This window comes from Streptomyces sp. NPDC101166 (genome assembly GCF_044768125.1).
GTDB lineage: Bacteria > Actinomycetota > Actinomycetes > Streptomycetales > Streptomycetaceae > Streptomyces.
Genome location: NZ_JBIWPF010000009.1, coordinates 78,412 through 92,064, shown reverse-complemented (window position 1 = coordinate 92,064; position 13,653 = coordinate 78,412). Strand labels below are relative to the sequence as shown.

The 13,653-nt window shown below is 72.7% G+C and carries 16 protein-coding genes; 9 read left to right on the top strand and 7 right to left on the bottom strand.

What is annotated here, in order from left to right:
• Nucleotides 1-177: 177 nt before the first annotated feature.
• Together ACIRS4_RS17815 and ACIRS4_RS17810 are read right to left on the bottom strand one after the other, a co-directional pair.
• On the bottom strand, nucleotides 178-1,866 hold the full coding sequence (locus ACIRS4_RS17815) for a bifunctional 3'-5' exonuclease/DNA polymerase (RefSeq protein ID WP_404196350.1): 1,689 nt from the start codon (nucleotides 1,864-1,866) through the stop codon (nucleotides 178-180).
• 87 nt (nucleotides 1,867-1,953) lie between these two features.
• On the bottom strand, nucleotides 1,954-2,688 hold the full coding sequence (locus tag ACIRS4_RS17810) for a Clp protease N-terminal domain-containing protein (RefSeq protein ID WP_404196347.1): 735 nt from the start codon (nucleotides 2,686-2,688) through the stop codon (nucleotides 1,954-1,956).
• Between the two features lie 97 nt (nucleotides 2,689-2,785).
• On the opposite strand from ACIRS4_RS17810, the gene ACIRS4_RS17805 reads away from it, so the two are divergent.
• The gene (locus ACIRS4_RS17805) at nucleotides 2,786-3,901 is read left to right on the top strand and encodes a DUF2786 domain-containing protein (protein ID WP_404196345.1); all 1,116 of its coding nucleotides are present in this window, start codon (nucleotides 2,786-2,788) and stop codon (nucleotides 3,899-3,901) included.
• 12 nt (nucleotides 3,902-3,913) lie between these two features.
• Here the strand turns inward: ACIRS4_RS17805 and ACIRS4_RS17800 are convergent, their stop codons facing one another.
• The 4 genes from ACIRS4_RS17800 to rpmB all read right to left on the bottom strand — a co-directional run bounded on the left by ACIRS4_RS17800 (nucleotide 3,914) and on the right by rpmB (nucleotide 6,486).
• Complete coding sequence (locus tag ACIRS4_RS17800) at nucleotides 3,914-4,456, bottom strand: DUF4232 domain-containing protein (protein WP_351339451.1); 543 nt, start codon at nucleotides 4,454-4,456, stop codon at nucleotides 3,914-3,916.
• 79 nt (nucleotides 4,457-4,535) lie between these two features.
• Nucleotides 4,536-5,096: a hypothetical protein gene (locus ACIRS4_RS17795; protein ID WP_404196342.1), complete on the bottom strand. Its 561-nt coding sequence runs from the start codon at nucleotides 5,094-5,096 to the stop codon at nucleotides 4,536-4,538.
• Between the two features lie 848 nt (nucleotides 5,097-5,944).
• Nucleotides 5,945-6,250, bottom strand: a complete 306-nt coding sequence (rpsN, locus tag ACIRS4_RS17790) for a 30S ribosomal protein S14 (protein WP_404196339.1) — start codon at nucleotides 6,248-6,250, stop codon at nucleotides 5,945-5,947.
• On the bottom strand, nucleotides 6,250-6,486 hold the full coding sequence (rpmB, locus tag ACIRS4_RS17785) for a 50S ribosomal protein L28 (RefSeq protein ID WP_404196818.1): 237 nt from the start codon (nucleotides 6,484-6,486) through the stop codon (nucleotides 6,250-6,252). Before rpmB ends, rpsN begins: the two co-directional genes overlap by 1 nt.
• Before the next feature lie 62 nt (nucleotides 6,487-6,548).
• On the opposite strand from rpmB, the gene rpmG reads away from it, so the two are divergent.
• The 5 genes from rpmG to ACIRS4_RS17760 all read left to right on the top strand — a co-directional run bounded on the left by rpmG (nucleotide 6,549) and on the right by ACIRS4_RS17760 (nucleotide 9,490).
• Nucleotides 6,549-6,713, top strand: coding sequence for a 50S ribosomal protein L33 (gene rpmG, locus ACIRS4_RS17780; protein ID WP_404196337.1), 165 nt, complete (start codon nucleotides 6,549-6,551; stop codon nucleotides 6,711-6,713).
• A gap of 9 nt (nucleotides 6,714-6,722) precedes the next feature.
• On the top strand, nucleotides 6,723-6,986 hold the full coding sequence (locus ACIRS4_RS17775; protein WP_404196334.1) for a type B 50S ribosomal protein L31: 264 nt from the start codon (nucleotides 6,723-6,725) through the stop codon (nucleotides 6,984-6,986).
• Nucleotides 6,983-8,200 (top strand): CobW family GTP-binding protein, encoded by a 1,218-nt coding sequence (locus ACIRS4_RS17770; protein WP_404196332.1) that lies wholly within the window; start codon nucleotides 6,983-6,985, stop codon nucleotides 8,198-8,200. The genes ACIRS4_RS17775 and ACIRS4_RS17770 overlap by 4 nt, the downstream gene beginning before the upstream one ends.
• A 7-nt stretch (nucleotides 8,201-8,207) precedes the next feature.
• Nucleotides 8,208-8,465, top strand: coding sequence for a 30S ribosomal protein S18 (rpsR, locus tag ACIRS4_RS17765; RefSeq protein WP_404196329.1), 258 nt, complete (start codon nucleotides 8,208-8,210; stop codon nucleotides 8,463-8,465).
• 764 nt (nucleotides 8,466-9,229) lie between these two features.
• Nucleotides 9,230-9,490, top strand: coding sequence for a DUF397 domain-containing protein (locus tag ACIRS4_RS17760; protein WP_207228730.1), 261 nt, complete (start codon nucleotides 9,230-9,232; stop codon nucleotides 9,488-9,490).
• Between the two features lie 114 nt (nucleotides 9,491-9,604).
• Here ACIRS4_RS17760 and ACIRS4_RS17755 read toward each other — a convergent pair whose 3' ends face one another.
• Nucleotides 9,605-10,102 (bottom strand): ATP-binding protein, encoded by a 498-nt coding sequence (locus ACIRS4_RS17755; protein WP_404196326.1) that lies wholly within the window; start codon nucleotides 10,100-10,102, stop codon nucleotides 9,605-9,607.
• Nucleotides 10,103-10,475: 373 nt separating this feature from the next.
• Here ACIRS4_RS17755 and ACIRS4_RS17750 point away from each other — a divergent pair, with 373 nt between their 5' ends.
• From ACIRS4_RS17750 to ACIRS4_RS17740, 3 genes are all read left to right on the top strand, one after another.
• The gene (locus ACIRS4_RS17750; RefSeq protein WP_351090669.1) at nucleotides 10,476-11,300 is read left to right on the top strand and encodes a helix-turn-helix transcriptional regulator; all 825 of its coding nucleotides are present in this window, start codon (nucleotides 10,476-10,478) and stop codon (nucleotides 11,298-11,300) included.
• A 109-nt stretch (nucleotides 11,301-11,409) separates the two neighbouring features.
• The gene (locus ACIRS4_RS17745) at nucleotides 11,410-12,870 is read left to right on the top strand and encodes an aldehyde dehydrogenase family protein (RefSeq protein WP_404196323.1); all 1,461 of its coding nucleotides are present in this window, start codon (nucleotides 11,410-11,412) and stop codon (nucleotides 12,868-12,870) included.
• Between the two features lie 50 nt (nucleotides 12,871-12,920).
• Nucleotides 12,921-13,562: a PadR family transcriptional regulator gene (locus tag ACIRS4_RS17740; protein WP_404196320.1), complete on the top strand. Its 642-nt coding sequence runs from the start codon at nucleotides 12,921-12,923 to the stop codon at nucleotides 13,560-13,562.
• Nucleotides 13,563-13,653: the final 91 nt, after the last annotated feature.

Below are 13,653 nucleotides of genomic sequence, written 5' to 3'. Positions count from 1 at the left end.
GGTACGCCACCGTGAGCGGACGCGGCCCAGCGGTCCTCGTCGAACCGGGCCCCGACCGGAACGACCGCTGCCGACCGACCGAGGCCCGGCCACCACCCCACACCGCGCACATGAGAGGGACCGAGCCCCTCCCCGACCCGGCGGCCTCCGTCCGGGGCGCTGCGGAACCGCTCGCGCTCACTTCGCGTCGGCATAGCACTCCACCACGGCCGCGGTGAACGGGAACCGCACCGGCGTCTCGCCGAACGTCAGCCGCCCGGCCAGGTCGGCCGCCTCGCGGATCGCGGCGACGACCGCCTCCGCTTCCTCCTCGGGACAGTGCACGATCACCTCGTCGTGCTGGAAGAAGACCAGCTCGGCCGCCATGTCCGCGCAGGCGCGCCGGAGTGCGGCGAGCAGCAGCAGGGCCCAGTCGGCGGCGCTTCCCTGGACGACGAAGTTGCGGGCGAAGCGGCCACGCGCGCGAGCGCCCGAGGAGGTCTGCCCCGGCGTCCGCTGCCGGCCGTCGGACTCGTCGTCGCCGCCGACCGGGATGCCGGCCTCCTCCGCGGCGTCGTCGCCCGCTCCGGCCGCCGGGGGGCAGGTCCGCCCCAGCCAGGTGCGCACGAGCCGGCCTTCCTCGCCGGCCCGCGCCGCGTCGTCGACGTAGGCCACCGCGCGCGGGAAGCGGCGGCGGAGCGCGGCGAGGTTCTTCAGGCCGTCGCCGGAGGTCTGGCCGTAGACCGCGCCGAGCACCGCCAGCTTGGCCTGCGCCCGGTCGCCGGAGAAGGCGCGGTCGGAGACCGACTGGTACAGGTCGCTCTCCCGGGCCGCCACCTCCATCAGCCCGGGGTCGCGGGAGATCGCGGCGAGCACGCGCGGTTCCATCTGGTCGGCGTCCGCGACGACGAGCCGCCAGCCCGGGTCGGCGACGACGGCCCGCCGTATGACCTTCGGGATCTGCAGCGCGCCCCCGCCGTTGGTCACCCAGCGCCCGGTGACGGTCCCGCCCGCGAGGAACTCGGGCCGGAACCGGCCGTCGCGGACCCAGTCGTGCAGCCAGGACCAGCCGTGGGCGACCCAGATGCGGTAGAGCTTCTTGTACTCGATCAGCGGCTTCACGGCCGGATGGTCGATGGACTCGATCTCCCAGCGCCGTGTGGAGGTCACCCGGATGCCGGCCCGCGCGAAGGCCTTGACGACGTCGGCGGGCAGGTCGGGCCGCACCCGCCGGCCGAACGCGGCGGACACCTCGTCGGCCAGCTCGGCGAGCCGCCGGGGCTCGCCCCCGCCCGCGTACCGCTCGCCGAGCAGGTCGTGCAGCACCGCGCGGTGCACGTCGGCGCTCCACGGCAGCCCCGACCGGTTCATCTCGGCGGCGACCAGCATCCCCGCCGACTCGGCCGCCGTCAGCAGCCGCATCCGCTCGGGGTGCTCCGCCCGGTCGTGTCGCCGTTGCTGCTCGGCGTACACGGCGAGGAGGTCGGCGAGGGGGAGCGATGAGCCTTCCGGTTCGAACAGCGGGGACTGCGCCCCGGGTTCGGCGGAGCGTTGTGGCGGATCCGGCGGGACGGGTCCGCCGCGCAGCCGGGCCAGCGCGGCGGCGGCCGAACGGGGCTCGCCCGACCGCCCCTCGTGGCCGAGGAGGAGCGTCTCGGCGTCCTCGACGTCGTAGCACCGCTCTGCTCGCACCCCCGCGGCGAGCAGACGCGGATACACCTCGGCCGTGGACCGCCACACCCATCGCCCCACCTCGGGCCGCCCCCGTACGGCCGCCACCAGGTCCGGCTCCCGCAGCACCGGACCGGCGGGCAGCCCGTCCGGGCCGAGGAGGGCGAGCTCGGCGCCGCCGTCCCCGGCCGGAGCGAGAGCCCACCGGTCGGTCATGCCGCGAGTGTGACAGGCGCCTCTGACAACGGCCCCCGATCTTCGCCCGACGGCAGCCGTGGGTCCCGGCCGGTGTCCCTCGGGCGCTCAGTCGCCGTCCTTCGGGAACGCCGCGATCTTCTCCAGCGCCTGGGCGATGTACCGCTCGGTGGCGGTCTTCTCGACGCCCAGGCCGCTGAGGACGCCCTCGCCGTTCTCGAACTCCAAGAGGGCCAGCAGGATGTGCTCGGTGCCGATGTAGTTGTGGCCGAGGCGGAGGGCCTCGCGGAAGGTGAGCTCCAGGACCTTCTTGGCGTCCGAGCCGTAGGGCACCAGTTCCGGCGCCTCGTCCACGGCCGGCGGCAGCGCGGCGGTCGCCGCCTCGCGCGCGGTGTCCGCGGAGACGCCCTGCTCGTTCAGCGCCTTCGCCGCGAGCCCCTCGGGCTCGGCGAACAGACCGAGGACCAGGTGGGCGGGCAGCCCTTCGGCGTTGCGGGCCGCCTTGGCCTCGTTGTGCGCCGCCATGACGACGCTCCGCGCGCGGGGGGTGTAGCGGCTGAAGCCCTGGCTGGGGTCGAGGTCGGCCGACTCCTTCGGCACGAACCTCTTCTGCGCCGCCTGCCGGGTCACCCCCATGCTCTTGCCGATGTCCGTCCAGGAGGCCCCGGAGCGGCGGGCCTGGTCCACGAAGTGGCCGATCAGATGGTCGGCGACGTCACCGAGGTGCTCGGCCGCGATGACGGCGTCCTGGAGCTGGTCGAGGGGCTCGGGGTGGACTTTCTTGATGGCGCCGATGAGGTCGTCGAGACGGATGGACGACGTGGGGTCCTGTGGCGAAGTCATGTGTCAACCTTAGGTTGACACCCACCCACTGTCAACCTTGCGTTGACGGTGGGAGGGGCTCGGCATCGGCGTCCCGCACGCGTGGCACCATCACCGGATGAGCAGTACGCCCACCACCGTCGACCGAGCCTTCCGGGCCGCCCTCTACGAAGCAGGCGATTCCGCCCTGGACGCCGGCGCCTCCCTCCTCGCCGCCGACCCCGAGGCGGACGCCGAACTCACCCGGCGTGGCGAGGAGTTCGTGGCGGCGGCCTGGCGGCGGGGCTGGCAGCCGGCGGACGTCGTACGGATCGTCGGGCGGGACCTGGACGGCGTGCACGTACGCCTGGTGTCGGCGCTGATCCGCGCGCAGGCCGGCGACGACCGCCCCCGCGGGCGGCGCTGGGCGGCCCAGCTGGAGGAGATCGAGGGCGGGGCCCCGCCCCGTGCGGACCGCTTCTCGCACGCCACCGCGGTCCTGGAGCTCTACCGTCTGCTGCTGCGCCTGCCGACCCTCGAACCCCTGGACGAGCAGGCGCCGCAGCGGCAGCCCCGTTCCGACGCCCACTCCCGCATGCTCACCCGCATTCGCGCGCTGCTCGCCAAGGCGGAGGCGACGGGCTACCCGGAGGAGGCGGAGGCGCTCACCGCGAAGGCGCAGGAGCTGATGGCCCGGCACAGCGTCGACGAGGCGCTGCTCGACGCCCGGGCGCCGGCGCCGGACGCGCCCGGAGCCTGCCGTATCGGCGTCGAACCGCCGTACGAGCAGGCCAAGGCGGTGCTGCTGGACGCGGTGGCCGACGCGAACCACTGCCGGGCGGTGTGGAACGAACCGTTCTGCTTCTCCACGGTCGTCGGCTTCGAGGCCGATCTGGACGCCGTGGAACTGCTCTACACCTCGCTCCTGGTGCAGGCGCAGAGCGCGATGGCGAAGGCGGAGGCGGCGCAGCGCGCGTCGGGCCGCAAGCGCACGAAGACCTTCCGGCAGTCCTTCCTCGCCGCCTACGCCCACCGCATAGGCACCCGTCTGACGGCCGCCGCCGAGACGCAGGTGACCGACGACCTGCTGCCCGTCCTGGCGTCCCGGGAGGTCGCCGTGACGGCGGCGGCGGACCGGATGTTCCCGGAGACCACCACCACCCGTCTGCGCGGCGTCACCGACGAGGCGGGCTGGACGCAGGGCGCGCAGGCAGCGGACCACGCGCGCGTGCACGCGCGTCCGCACCTGCCCTGAAGTGCGCCTGTCTCAGTCCCCGGCCTGCTGGAAGCCGCTGACCGAGGCGTCCGGCGTCTTGCCGTCCTTGAGGGCCACCGCGCCGTAGGACCACTCGAAGCTCTCCGTAGCCGAGGCGCCGGGCAGGCCGTACTTCGCCGTCTTGGCGGCGAGGCTCTTGTCGCCGCCGTCCTCGCCCCGGACGTAGGTGATGGTGAAGGAGGTGGTGCCCTGCGCGGGCAGCGTCAGCTTCTGGGGCGCGGCGGCCGCGTCCGCGGGGACGGCGGCCTTGGTGCCGTCGGCCTCCAGCTCGACGGTGGGGAAGCCGTCCAGGGTGCAGTCGGAGCCCTTGTTGGTGAGGGTGACGGTGACGTTGCCGCTGTCGCCGGCGGCCGGGGCGGCGTTGACCGGGCCGACCTGCGCGGCCAGGTCGCAGGCGGAGCCGGCCGGGGCCCCGGCGGAACTCGTCGGGGCCTTGCTCTTCGCGTCGTCCGAGGAACTGTCGTCCCCGCCGCCGCAGGCGGTGAGGAGCAGGGCGGTCGCGAGGGCGGTGACGGTGATCGGAACGGCGCGCATGTCTGGGGTTCCTTCGGATGACGTGACGGTGCTCGAAGGATCATCACGCATGAACCCCGCCCTCCGCTTCCCCGGCCCCCTACGTTCCGAGGCCTGCCGTCGGCAGTCCGGAGGGCAGCCGGCCGTCTTCCGCCTTGGTGTAGGTCTCCCCGCCGGTTCGGCCCTCCCAGGTGACCTTGAGGGAGCTCTTGCCGACGGAGTCGACCATGCCGGTCGTGCGGTCGCTCTTCCCGCCCGGGCACTTGAGGCGGATCATGCGCATGTTCGATTCCTCGCGGGCGGTCCCGGTGCACATGGTTCCACCGGACGCGAAGAGCGCCGCCTTGTCGCCGGTGATGACGAGGGCGACGGCCTGACCGCCCGCGGTGGCGAGCCAGCTGCCCTCCAGCGGGCCGGCGGCGGGGGCGGGGCTCGATCCTCCGGCTCCGCCTCCCGTCGCCGCCGTGGTCGTCGGGGTCGGTGTGGGCGAGGGGCCGGCGTCCGTGCCGCCTCCTCCGCCGCACGCGGTCAGCACGAACGCGCCGGCCAGGGCCGCCAGCGCGGCGGCCGCGCGCACCGGCCGACGGGCCGTCCCGCGCGCGGGACGCGCGGCAGCGGTGCACGGAGCGGGCGTGGAGCCCGAATGGATCGCCGAAGTCACAGGAACTCCCAAGCGTCAGCCTGCCGACCCGGTCGGCCGCAAGGACCGCAGCAAGCTACCAGCCCCGACAACCCCGCCACCGACCACCACCCGCTTGAGGCTGCCCAGCGACGGCCGCTTGCCGACCCCGCCCGCCGACCGCCGCTCGACGGGGCCGCCCACCGGGGGCTACCAGCCCCGACAACCCCGCCACCGACCACCACCCGCTTGAGGCCGCCCGGCGGCGGCCGCTTGGCGACTACCGCCCGGCGGGGCTGCCCGCCGATGGCCGCTCGTCGGGGGCTGCCGGCCGACGGCCGCTTGCCAGCCACCGCCCGGCGGTGCCGCCGACCGACGGCTGTCCGGCGGGGGCCGCCTGCCGATGGCCGCTCGCTGAGGGCTACCCGCTGACCACCGCCCGGCGCCAGCCGCTTGCCGACTACCCCGCGGGGCTACCGCCGACGGCCGTCCGGCGGGGCCTCCTGCCGACCACCGCCCGGCGACCGCCGCTTGTCGACCACTGCCCGGCGGGGCCTCCCGTCGATGACCACCCGGCGGGGCCGCCCCCCCGGTGGCCGCTCGCTGGGAGCCGCCGGTCGACGGCCGCTCGCTGGGGGCTGCCCGCCGACTACCGTCCGGCGGGGCTACCCGCCGACCAGCGCCTGGCGGCGGCAGTTTGTCGACCACCGCCCGGGCGGGGCTGCGCCGATCGCCGCCGGACGGGGCCGCCCGGCAAGACCGCCCGACGGAGGGCCCCGCCGGCGGTCCCCGTCGGGAACGCCCGCTGTCGACCATCCGCCGACGTCCCCAGCCGGACACCCCCCCCCAGCCGGACACCCCCGGCCAGTCCCGCCCACGCCTGTGACCGCCTACCAAGAGGCCTTGTGTACCCCCGGCAGGTGCCCCGCGTGGGCGTGTTCGCGCAGGCTCACGCGGGACAGGCCGAAGGCGCGGAAGTAGCCGCGCGGGCGGCCGTCGGTCTGGTCCCGGTTGCGGATTCGGGTCGCGCTGGCGTCCCGGGGCTGGCGGCTCAGTTCCCGCTGGGCGGCCAGCCGCTCCGCCTCCGTCGAGGACGGCCGGCGGACGACCTCCTTCAGCTCGGCCCGCCGCGCGGCGTACCGCGCGACGACCTTCCGGCGCTCCTCGTTCTTCGCGATCTTGCTCTTCTTCGCCATCAGACCCGCACCCCCCGCGCCCTGATCCGGGCCACCGCCGCCTCGACGCCGATCGTGTCGACGGTGCGGATGCCCTTGGCGCTCAGCCGCAGCCGTACGAAGCGGCCCTCGCCCGGCAGCCAGTAGCGCTTGGACTGGACGTTCGGGTCGAAGCGGCGCGAGGTGCGCCGATGGGAGTGCGAGACGCGGTTGCCGAAGCCCGGCCGGGCCCCGGTCAGCATGCAGTGCGCGGACACGGTGACGTACCTCTCCTCGAAACGGTGATGCAAATGGGATTCATTTTCAGTAAGGTATCAGCATGACACGCAACGAACTGCGCCCGGTGGTCAAGCTCCGCTCCACGGCGGGCACCGGCTTCACCTATGTCACCCGAAAGAACCGCCGCAACGACCCGGACCGCATGACCCTGCGCAAGTACGACCCCGCCGTCGGCCGTCACGTCGACTTCCGAGAGGAGCGCTGAACCTCCGCCATGCGCAAGGCAATCCACCCCGCCTACGGCCCCGTCGTCTTCCGCGACCGGGCCGCGGGCCACGCCTTCCTCACCCGTTCGACGCTGGCCGCCGCCGGCGGCGGCAGGACGATCGAGTGGGAGGACGGCGGCACGTACCCCGTCGTGGACGTCGAGATCTCGAACGTCAGCCACCCCTTCTACACCGGCACGGCCCGAGTCCTGGACCAGGCCGGCCGCGTCGAGCGCTTCGAGCGCAGGTACGGGAAGCGGGGCGGGGCGTGAGCCTGTCGGTGGTGATCGTCGGCGGGCTGCACGCCGAGGCCCGCCGCGAGACCGTAGCGCGGCTGCTTGCCGACGTCCCCGGCAGCGTCGCCCTCCACCACGACCTCTCGACCGCCGCGGCCGGGACGGTGGTGCGCACCGTCCGCGACGCCGACGGCCTCCTCGACGTCGGCGAGACCCCGCTCGTCGACGACTGCGCCTGCTGCGCCCTGCGCGAGGACCTCGTGCCGGAACTGCGCCGCCTCGCCGACGACGGCACGACCCGGCTCGCCGTCGTCGAGCTGTGGGACTCGGTCGAGCCCAAGGCGATGACCGAGGTGGTCGTCGCCGGCGGGCTGACCGTCACCGGCGTCGTCACCGCCGTCGACCCGGCGCTGCTCCTGCCCTTCCTGGGCAACGGCGACGATCTCGCCGAGCACGGCCTCGCGGCCGCCGCCACCGACCGGCGGACCGTCGCCGACACCTTCGCGCGGCAGCTGGAGTACGCCCCCGTCCTGGCCGTCGTCGACTCCCCGGAGGCCGACGACCAGGACGCCGAACTCCTGGCCCAGCTGCACCCGACGGCTCGCCGGGTCCCCGTCTCCGGCGGCTGTCCCGGTGACCGGGCGGGTGCGCCTTCTGCCCGTGCACGTGCGGACGCACCCGCATCGAATGCCGGAGCGGCTCGCGGCCCCGGCAGCCTGCTCGTCGCCGCCGTTCTCGCAGGCTTCGACGTCGAGGCGGCCGCCGCCGCCCAGCACCCGGCCTGCGCGCTGCTGCCCGCCGAGGCCGACGCCCACGGCGTCGGCACCCTCGTCTGGCACCGCCGCCGCCCGTTCCACCCGGAGCGGCTGTACGCCGCCCTGGAGGACCTGACCTGCGCCGCGGCCCGCAGCCGGGGCCGGTTCTGGCTGGCGGACAAGCCCGACGTCCTGCTGCACTGGGACGCCGCCGGGGGCGCGCTGTGCGTGGAGTCGGCCGGGCCCTGGCTGGCCTCCCTGCCCGACGCCGCCTGGGACATGGTCCCGCCGGTCCGCCGTGCCGCCGCCGCGCTGGACTGGCAGGCCGATCACGGGGACCGCTGCCAGCACCTCGTCTTCACCTCCCCCGGCCTCGACCGGGACGGGCTCGCGCACCTGCTGGAGTCCTGCCTGCTCACCGACGCCGAGTACGCCGCGGGCCGTGACGCCTGGAAGCGGCTGCCGCCCGCCTTCGACGCCTTCCTGGAGGTCTGAACCCGCCATGCCGCGCAAGCCCGACACCAGGACCGGCCGCAAGCCGGACCGCAGGCCCGCCAAGGACCGCCCCAACCCGCTGGAGCGGGCCGGCATCGAGTACATCGACTACAAGGACACCGATCTGCTGCGGACGTTCCTCTCCGACCGGGGCAAGATCCGCGGCCGCCGTGTCACCCGGGTCACCGCCCAGCAGCAACGCCGGCTGTCCCGAGCGATCAAGAACGCCCGCGAGATGGCTCTGCTCCCGTACGGCAGCCGCTGACGGCGCCGTCGGCGCCGCGGCCCGGCCGCCCGCCGGTCCGCCCCGGTGAACCGCGAGCGTTCGGCCACCGTCGTAGCAGCGGCCGCGCCGACGTCGTACGTCGTCGGCGCCGTTCGTACGGACGGAAGGTACGACGTGCGTCCCGCCGTCCCGGACCGTGATCCCGGTCGCATCTGCGGTCGGCCCCCGGCTCCGCGCCCGCCGTGGAGCGGGGGTCGCGCTCACCCCGGTGGAGGATCTCCCCCTCCTGCACCGGGGTGGGCGCTTTTCGCATCCCGGTGCCGTCGGCGTCCCGCCCCGGCCTGCTCGTGCCGGGACGAGGGCGGTCGTGTCGGCGGAACGGAACCTCCCGGAGCGCGTCGGCGCCGCTCCCGCCGTGTCGAGCGGACGGGGGGCGTCCGCCCAGGCGGGAGGGGGCCCGGCTCGCGGCGGCGACCCCGCACGGCCGCCCGTCGTCCGAATCGGCGGCATGGCGACGGAACAGGAAGGCGACCCGCTGCGTCTCTTCTTCTGCACGAGTGGTTCGATCCGAACTACTTCGCCCGGACGCCCGCCTGATCGGTCGCCAGAGCGTCGGCGGCGCCGGCACTGTAACCGCCCAAGCACCGCTCGTGCACGTGCATCTGCTCATGCATCGGCACGTGAACAAGGTTATGATCCGAGACAGTTGACTACGGCATCAAACGCCACATCAGCCACAGAACCACACACGCCACACAGCGCCACAGCCACACACGAGCCAGTGCAGCACCAGGGAGCGACCTGTGGACCACGACGTTGACGGGGGGTACGACGTGCACAACGGCATGACCGCGACACAGTTGTACGGGGTTGCCTGGCAGAAGAGCCGGCACAGCAACTCGCAGGGTTCCTGCGTGGAGTTCGCGCGGCTGCCGGGCGGCGATGTGGCCGTGCGCAACTCGCGCTTCCCGGACGGCCCCGCGCTCGTCTACACGCGCGCCGAGATCGAGGCCATGCTGCTCGGCATCAAGGACGGCGAGTTCGACCACCTGATCGCGGGCTGACACCGCCCGCGACGCCGAACGGGCGGCGACGGTCGCGGCGGCAGCGCTTCACCCGGTTCACCGGGTGCCCGGCAACGCGCGTAGAACCGCGACGCCGAAAAGCGCCGCGGTCCGTCACTCGGCGGAAGCGCGCAGCCGGAACAGCGCCCACACGACCTTGCCGCCCAGTTTCCCGGAGAGCGGGTGCCAGCCCCAGCCGTCGGTGAAGGAGTCGACGAGGAGCAGGCCGCGACCCGACTCCGCGGAGAAGTCCTCGGCCTCGCCCGGCAGGGGGCTCTCGCGGCTGGGGTCGCGCACGGCGCACACCAGCCGCCCCGTCCAGCGCATCAGGTGCAGCCGTACGGGCGGGCTCTGCTCGGGCTCGCGGGGGGCGGGCACGCGCGGGGAGTCCTCGGGTGACAGTCCGTGTCGCAGCGCGTTGGTCACCAGCTCCGAGACCACGAGGCAGACGTCGTCGAAACAGTCGCCGATGTCCCACTGGCCCAGGGTCCTGCGGGTGAACTGCCTTGCCTCGCGCACGGCTTCGAAGCGGGCGGGCAGTGCGCAGGAAGCCGCGTCGGACACGGCCGCGGGATCAAGCGGCGGAAGGCCCTGCCGTAACGGCTCGAGCATGGTCGATCCATTCGTCCCCATGCGAGGCACTCCCGGGATTCGCGGTCGTTGCGATGCAGCGGTGGCGCGGGACCATGGTTTCGGATGCGTAGGGCAGATGCAAGGGCAGATGCACGTGCACCTGACCGAATTGGACCTGCCCGTACCGCTTCTTGGCCATTTTTTCCGCCATACTCTCGCTGTTCGTAGGGACTTCCCTCGCTTTCTCCTCACTCTTCCCTCGCGCCGCCCCATGCGTATCCTTGGTTTCTTTCATCTCTGTAACCGGACGAGTACTGCTCGAAGTGTTTTAGTGGCAGACTGCGGGCCCTGGGAACGGCTGGGGAGGCTGGCGAAAGTGAGCGCGGGAGAGCCCGGATCGGTGGTGCGGCGCATGCTGCTCGGTTCGCAACTACGGCGACTGCGTGAGACGCGCGGCATCACACGCGAGGCGGCCGGGTACTCCATCCGCGCCTCGGAGTCGAAGATCAGCCGTATGGAGCTGGGCCGGGTGAGCTTCAAGACGCGGGACGTGGAAGACCTGTTGACGCTCTACGGGATCACGGACGAGGCGGAGCGCCAGGCGCTGGTCGGACTCGCCCGCGAGGCCAACGTGGCGGGCTGGTGGCACAGTTACTCCGACGTGCTGCCCAACTGGTTCCCGACGTACGTCGGTCTGGAGGGCGCGGCGGCGCTGATCCGGGCGTACGAGGTGCAGTTCGTGCACGGGCTGCTGCAGACGGAGGCGTACGCGCACGCGGTGGTGCGGCGCGGCATGAAGGGCGCGAGCGCGGCCGACGTCGACCGGCGCGTGGCCCTGCGGCTGGAGCGGCAGAAGTACCTCGTGGCCGAGAACGCCCCTGACGTCCACATCGTCCTCGACGAGGCGGCCCTGCGCCGGCCGTACGGCGACCGCGAGGTGATGCGCGGACAGCTACAGCACCTGATCGAGATCTCCGAACGCCCCAACGTACGGCTGCAGATCATGCCGTTCAGCTTCGGCGGCCACGCGGGGGAGAGCGGGGCGTTCACGATCCTGAGCTTCCCTGAGTCCGACCTGTCGGACGTGGTCTACCTGGAGCAGCTCACCAGCGCCCTCTACCTGGACAAGCGCGAGGACGTCGCCCAGTACGAGCAGGCGCTGAAGGAGCTCCAGCAGGACGGACCGGGGCCGGACGAGAGCCGGGACCTGCTGCGCGGCCTGTTGCAGCTGTCCTGAGTCATCCCTCCCAACTCCCTTGCACCACACGTACCATGACGTGTGATCAGATCGTGATTACCGAACGCAGTCGAGCGGAACCGATCACATCAGGGGATTGAGGGATCACATGTCGTCCTATCTGACCGACCTGGCCCAGCAGTACATCGACGGGGAGTGGCGTCCGGGCACAGGCTCCTGGGACATCATCGACTTCAACCCCTATGACGGCGAGAAGCTCGCCTCGATCACCATAGCCACCGTCGACGAGGTGGATCAGGCCTACCGGGCCGCCGCCCGCGCGCAGAAGGAGTGGGCCGCCACCAACGCCTACGCCCGCCGCGCGGTCTTCGAGAAGGTGCTGCGGCTGGTCGAGGAGCGCGAGGCGGAGATCAGCGAACTCCTCGTCGACGAGGCCGGCGGCACGTTCGGCAAGGCCGCCTTCGAACTGCACCTCGCCAAGGAGTTCCTGCGCGAGTCGATCCACCTGGCGCTGCGCCCCGAGGGCCGGATCGTCCCCTCCCCGGTCGACGGCAAGGAGAACCGCGTCTACCGCGAACCGGTCGGCGTCGTCGGTGTGATCAGCCCCTTCAACGTGCCGTTCCTGCTGTCGCTGAAGTCCGTCGCCCCCGCGCTGGCCCTCGGCAACGCGGTGGTGCTCAAGCCGCACCAGAACACCCCGATCGCCGGCGGCACCGTGATCGCCAAGCTGTTCGAGGACGCGGGCCTGCCGCCCGGCCTGCTGAACGTGGTCGTCACCGACATCGCCGAGATCGGCGACGCCTTCCTGGAGCACCCGGTCCCTCGGGTCATCTCCTTCACGGGCTCCGACAAGGTCGGCCGCCATGTCGCCACGGTCGCCGCCTCACACTTCAAGCGGTCCATCATCGAACTCGGCGGCAACAGCGCCTTCGTCGTCCTCGACGACGCCGACGTCGACTACGCGGTCGACGCCGCCGTCTTCAGCCGTTACGTCCACCAGGGTCAGGTCTGCATGGCCGCCAACCGCATCCTGGTCGACCGTTCGATCGCCGACGAGTTCACCGAGAAGTTCGTCGCCAAGGTGCGCACCCTCAAGGCCGGCGACCCGCGCGACCCGCAGACCCTGATCGGCCCGGTGATCAACTCCCAGCAGGCGGAGGCGGTTTCCGGCGCGGTCGAGCAAGCCCTCGCCGAAGGGGCTACCGCCCTGCTGCACGGCACGACCGCCGAGAACCTCGTCGAGCCGTCCGTCCTGTCCGGTCTGCCCCTGGACTCCGCACTGCTCCAGCAGGAGGTGTTCGGGCCGGTCGCCTTCATCAACACCTTCGACGGCGAGGACGAGGCGCTGCGCATCGCCAACGACACGCCGTACGGCCTGAGCGGCGCCGTCCACACCGGCGACATCGAACGCGGCGTCGCCTTCGCCAAGCAGATCGTCACCGGCATGTTCCACGTCAACGACGCCACGGTCGCCGACGAGCCGATCGTCCCCTTCGGCGGCGAGAAGAGCTCCGGCGTCGGCCGCCTCAACGGCGAGACGACCGTGGAGGCCTTCACCACCACGAAGTGGATCTCGGTCCAGCACGGCCGCAGCCGTTTCCCCTTCTGACCCCGGGTGCGGCGTCGGGGGTGTGCCCGGCGCCGCCTACCCTGGACGGCATGTCAGCGATCCGTCTCCTCGTGCTCGGCGCCGTCCGCCAGCACGGGCGGGCCCACGGCTACCAGGTGCGCAACGACCTGGAGTACTGGGGCGCGCACGAGTGGTCCACCGCCAAGCCGGGGTCGATCTACCACGCCCTCAAGCAGATGGCGAAGCAAGGCCTGCTGCACGAGCACGAGGTCGCGCCATCCACCGCCGGCGGCCCGCCCCGTACCGAGTACGAGATCACCGACCGCGGCGTCGAGGAGTACCTCCGTCTGGTCCGCGAGGCGCTGACCGCCTACGACCAGAAGATGGACGTCAAGTCGGCGGCCATCGGCTTCATCGTCGATCTTCCTCGCGCCGAGGCCGTCGGTCTGCTCCAGGAGCGGATCCGGCGCATCGAGGAGTGGCGGTCCGCCGTGACCGAGCACTACGTGCCCGAGCAGGGTCCGGCGCAGCTCGGGCACATCGGCGAGATCATGAACCTCTGGATCCACACGGCCGACGCCGAGGCCGACTGGACCCGCGGACTGATCGCCCGCATCCAGGGCGGGGCGTACACCTTCGCCGGCGAGGGCGAGCCCTTCGTCGGAGTTCTCGCCGACGGGCAGGAGAACCCGTACGCCACCGGGGAGCGGCATCCGGAGGACGCCAGCTAATCAAGTTTGACGACTCGAAGTCCGGGTATTACGTTGGAGTTCTAGTCAAGTTTGACTAGCTTGCCGACCGGCAAGGCGACGATTGGGGGAG

What these genes read in the sequence shown, in the direction of transcription:
- ACIRS4_RS17815 (WP_404196350.1), bottom strand. Translation starts at nt 1,866, where the DNA reads ATGACCGACCGGTGGGCTCTCGCTCCGGCCGGGGACGGCGGCGCCGAG.
- ACIRS4_RS17810 (WP_404196347.1), bottom strand. Translation starts at nt 2,688, where the DNA reads ATGACTTCGCCACAGGACCCCACGTCGTCCATCCGTCTCGACGACCTC.
- ACIRS4_RS17805 (WP_404196345.1), top strand. Translation starts at nt 2,786, where the DNA reads ATGAGCAGTACGCCCACCACCGTCGACCGAGCCTTCCGGGCCGCCCTC.
- ACIRS4_RS17800 (WP_351339451.1), bottom strand. Translation starts at nt 4,456, where the DNA reads ATGCGCGCCGTTCCGATCACCGTCACCGCCCTCGCGACCGCCCTGCTC.
- rpsN (WP_404196339.1), bottom strand. Translation starts at nt 6,250, where the DNA reads ATGGCGAAGAAGAGCAAGATCGCGAAGAACGAGGAGCGCCGGAAGGTC.
- rpmG (WP_404196337.1), top strand. Translation starts at nt 6,549, where the DNA reads ATGACACGCAACGAACTGCGCCCGGTGGTCAAGCTCCGCTCCACGGCG.
- ACIRS4_RS17775 (WP_404196334.1), top strand. Translation starts at nt 6,723, where the DNA reads ATGCGCAAGGCAATCCACCCCGCCTACGGCCCCGTCGTCTTCCGCGAC.
- rpsR (WP_404196329.1), top strand. Translation starts at nt 8,208, where the DNA reads ATGCCGCGCAAGCCCGACACCAGGACCGGCCGCAAGCCGGACCGCAGG.
- ACIRS4_RS17755 (WP_404196326.1), bottom strand. Translation starts at nt 10,102, where the DNA reads ATGCTCGAGCCGTTACGGCAGGGCCTTCCGCCGCTTGATCCCGCGGCC.
- ACIRS4_RS17750 (WP_351090669.1), top strand. Translation starts at nt 10,476, where the DNA reads ATGCTGCTCGGTTCGCAACTACGGCGACTGCGTGAGACGCGCGGCATC.
- ACIRS4_RS17745 (WP_404196323.1), top strand. Translation starts at nt 11,410, where the DNA reads ATGTCGTCCTATCTGACCGACCTGGCCCAGCAGTACATCGACGGGGAG.
- ACIRS4_RS17740 (WP_404196320.1), top strand. Translation starts at nt 12,921, where the DNA reads ATGTCAGCGATCCGTCTCCTCGTGCTCGGCGCCGTCCGCCAGCACGGG.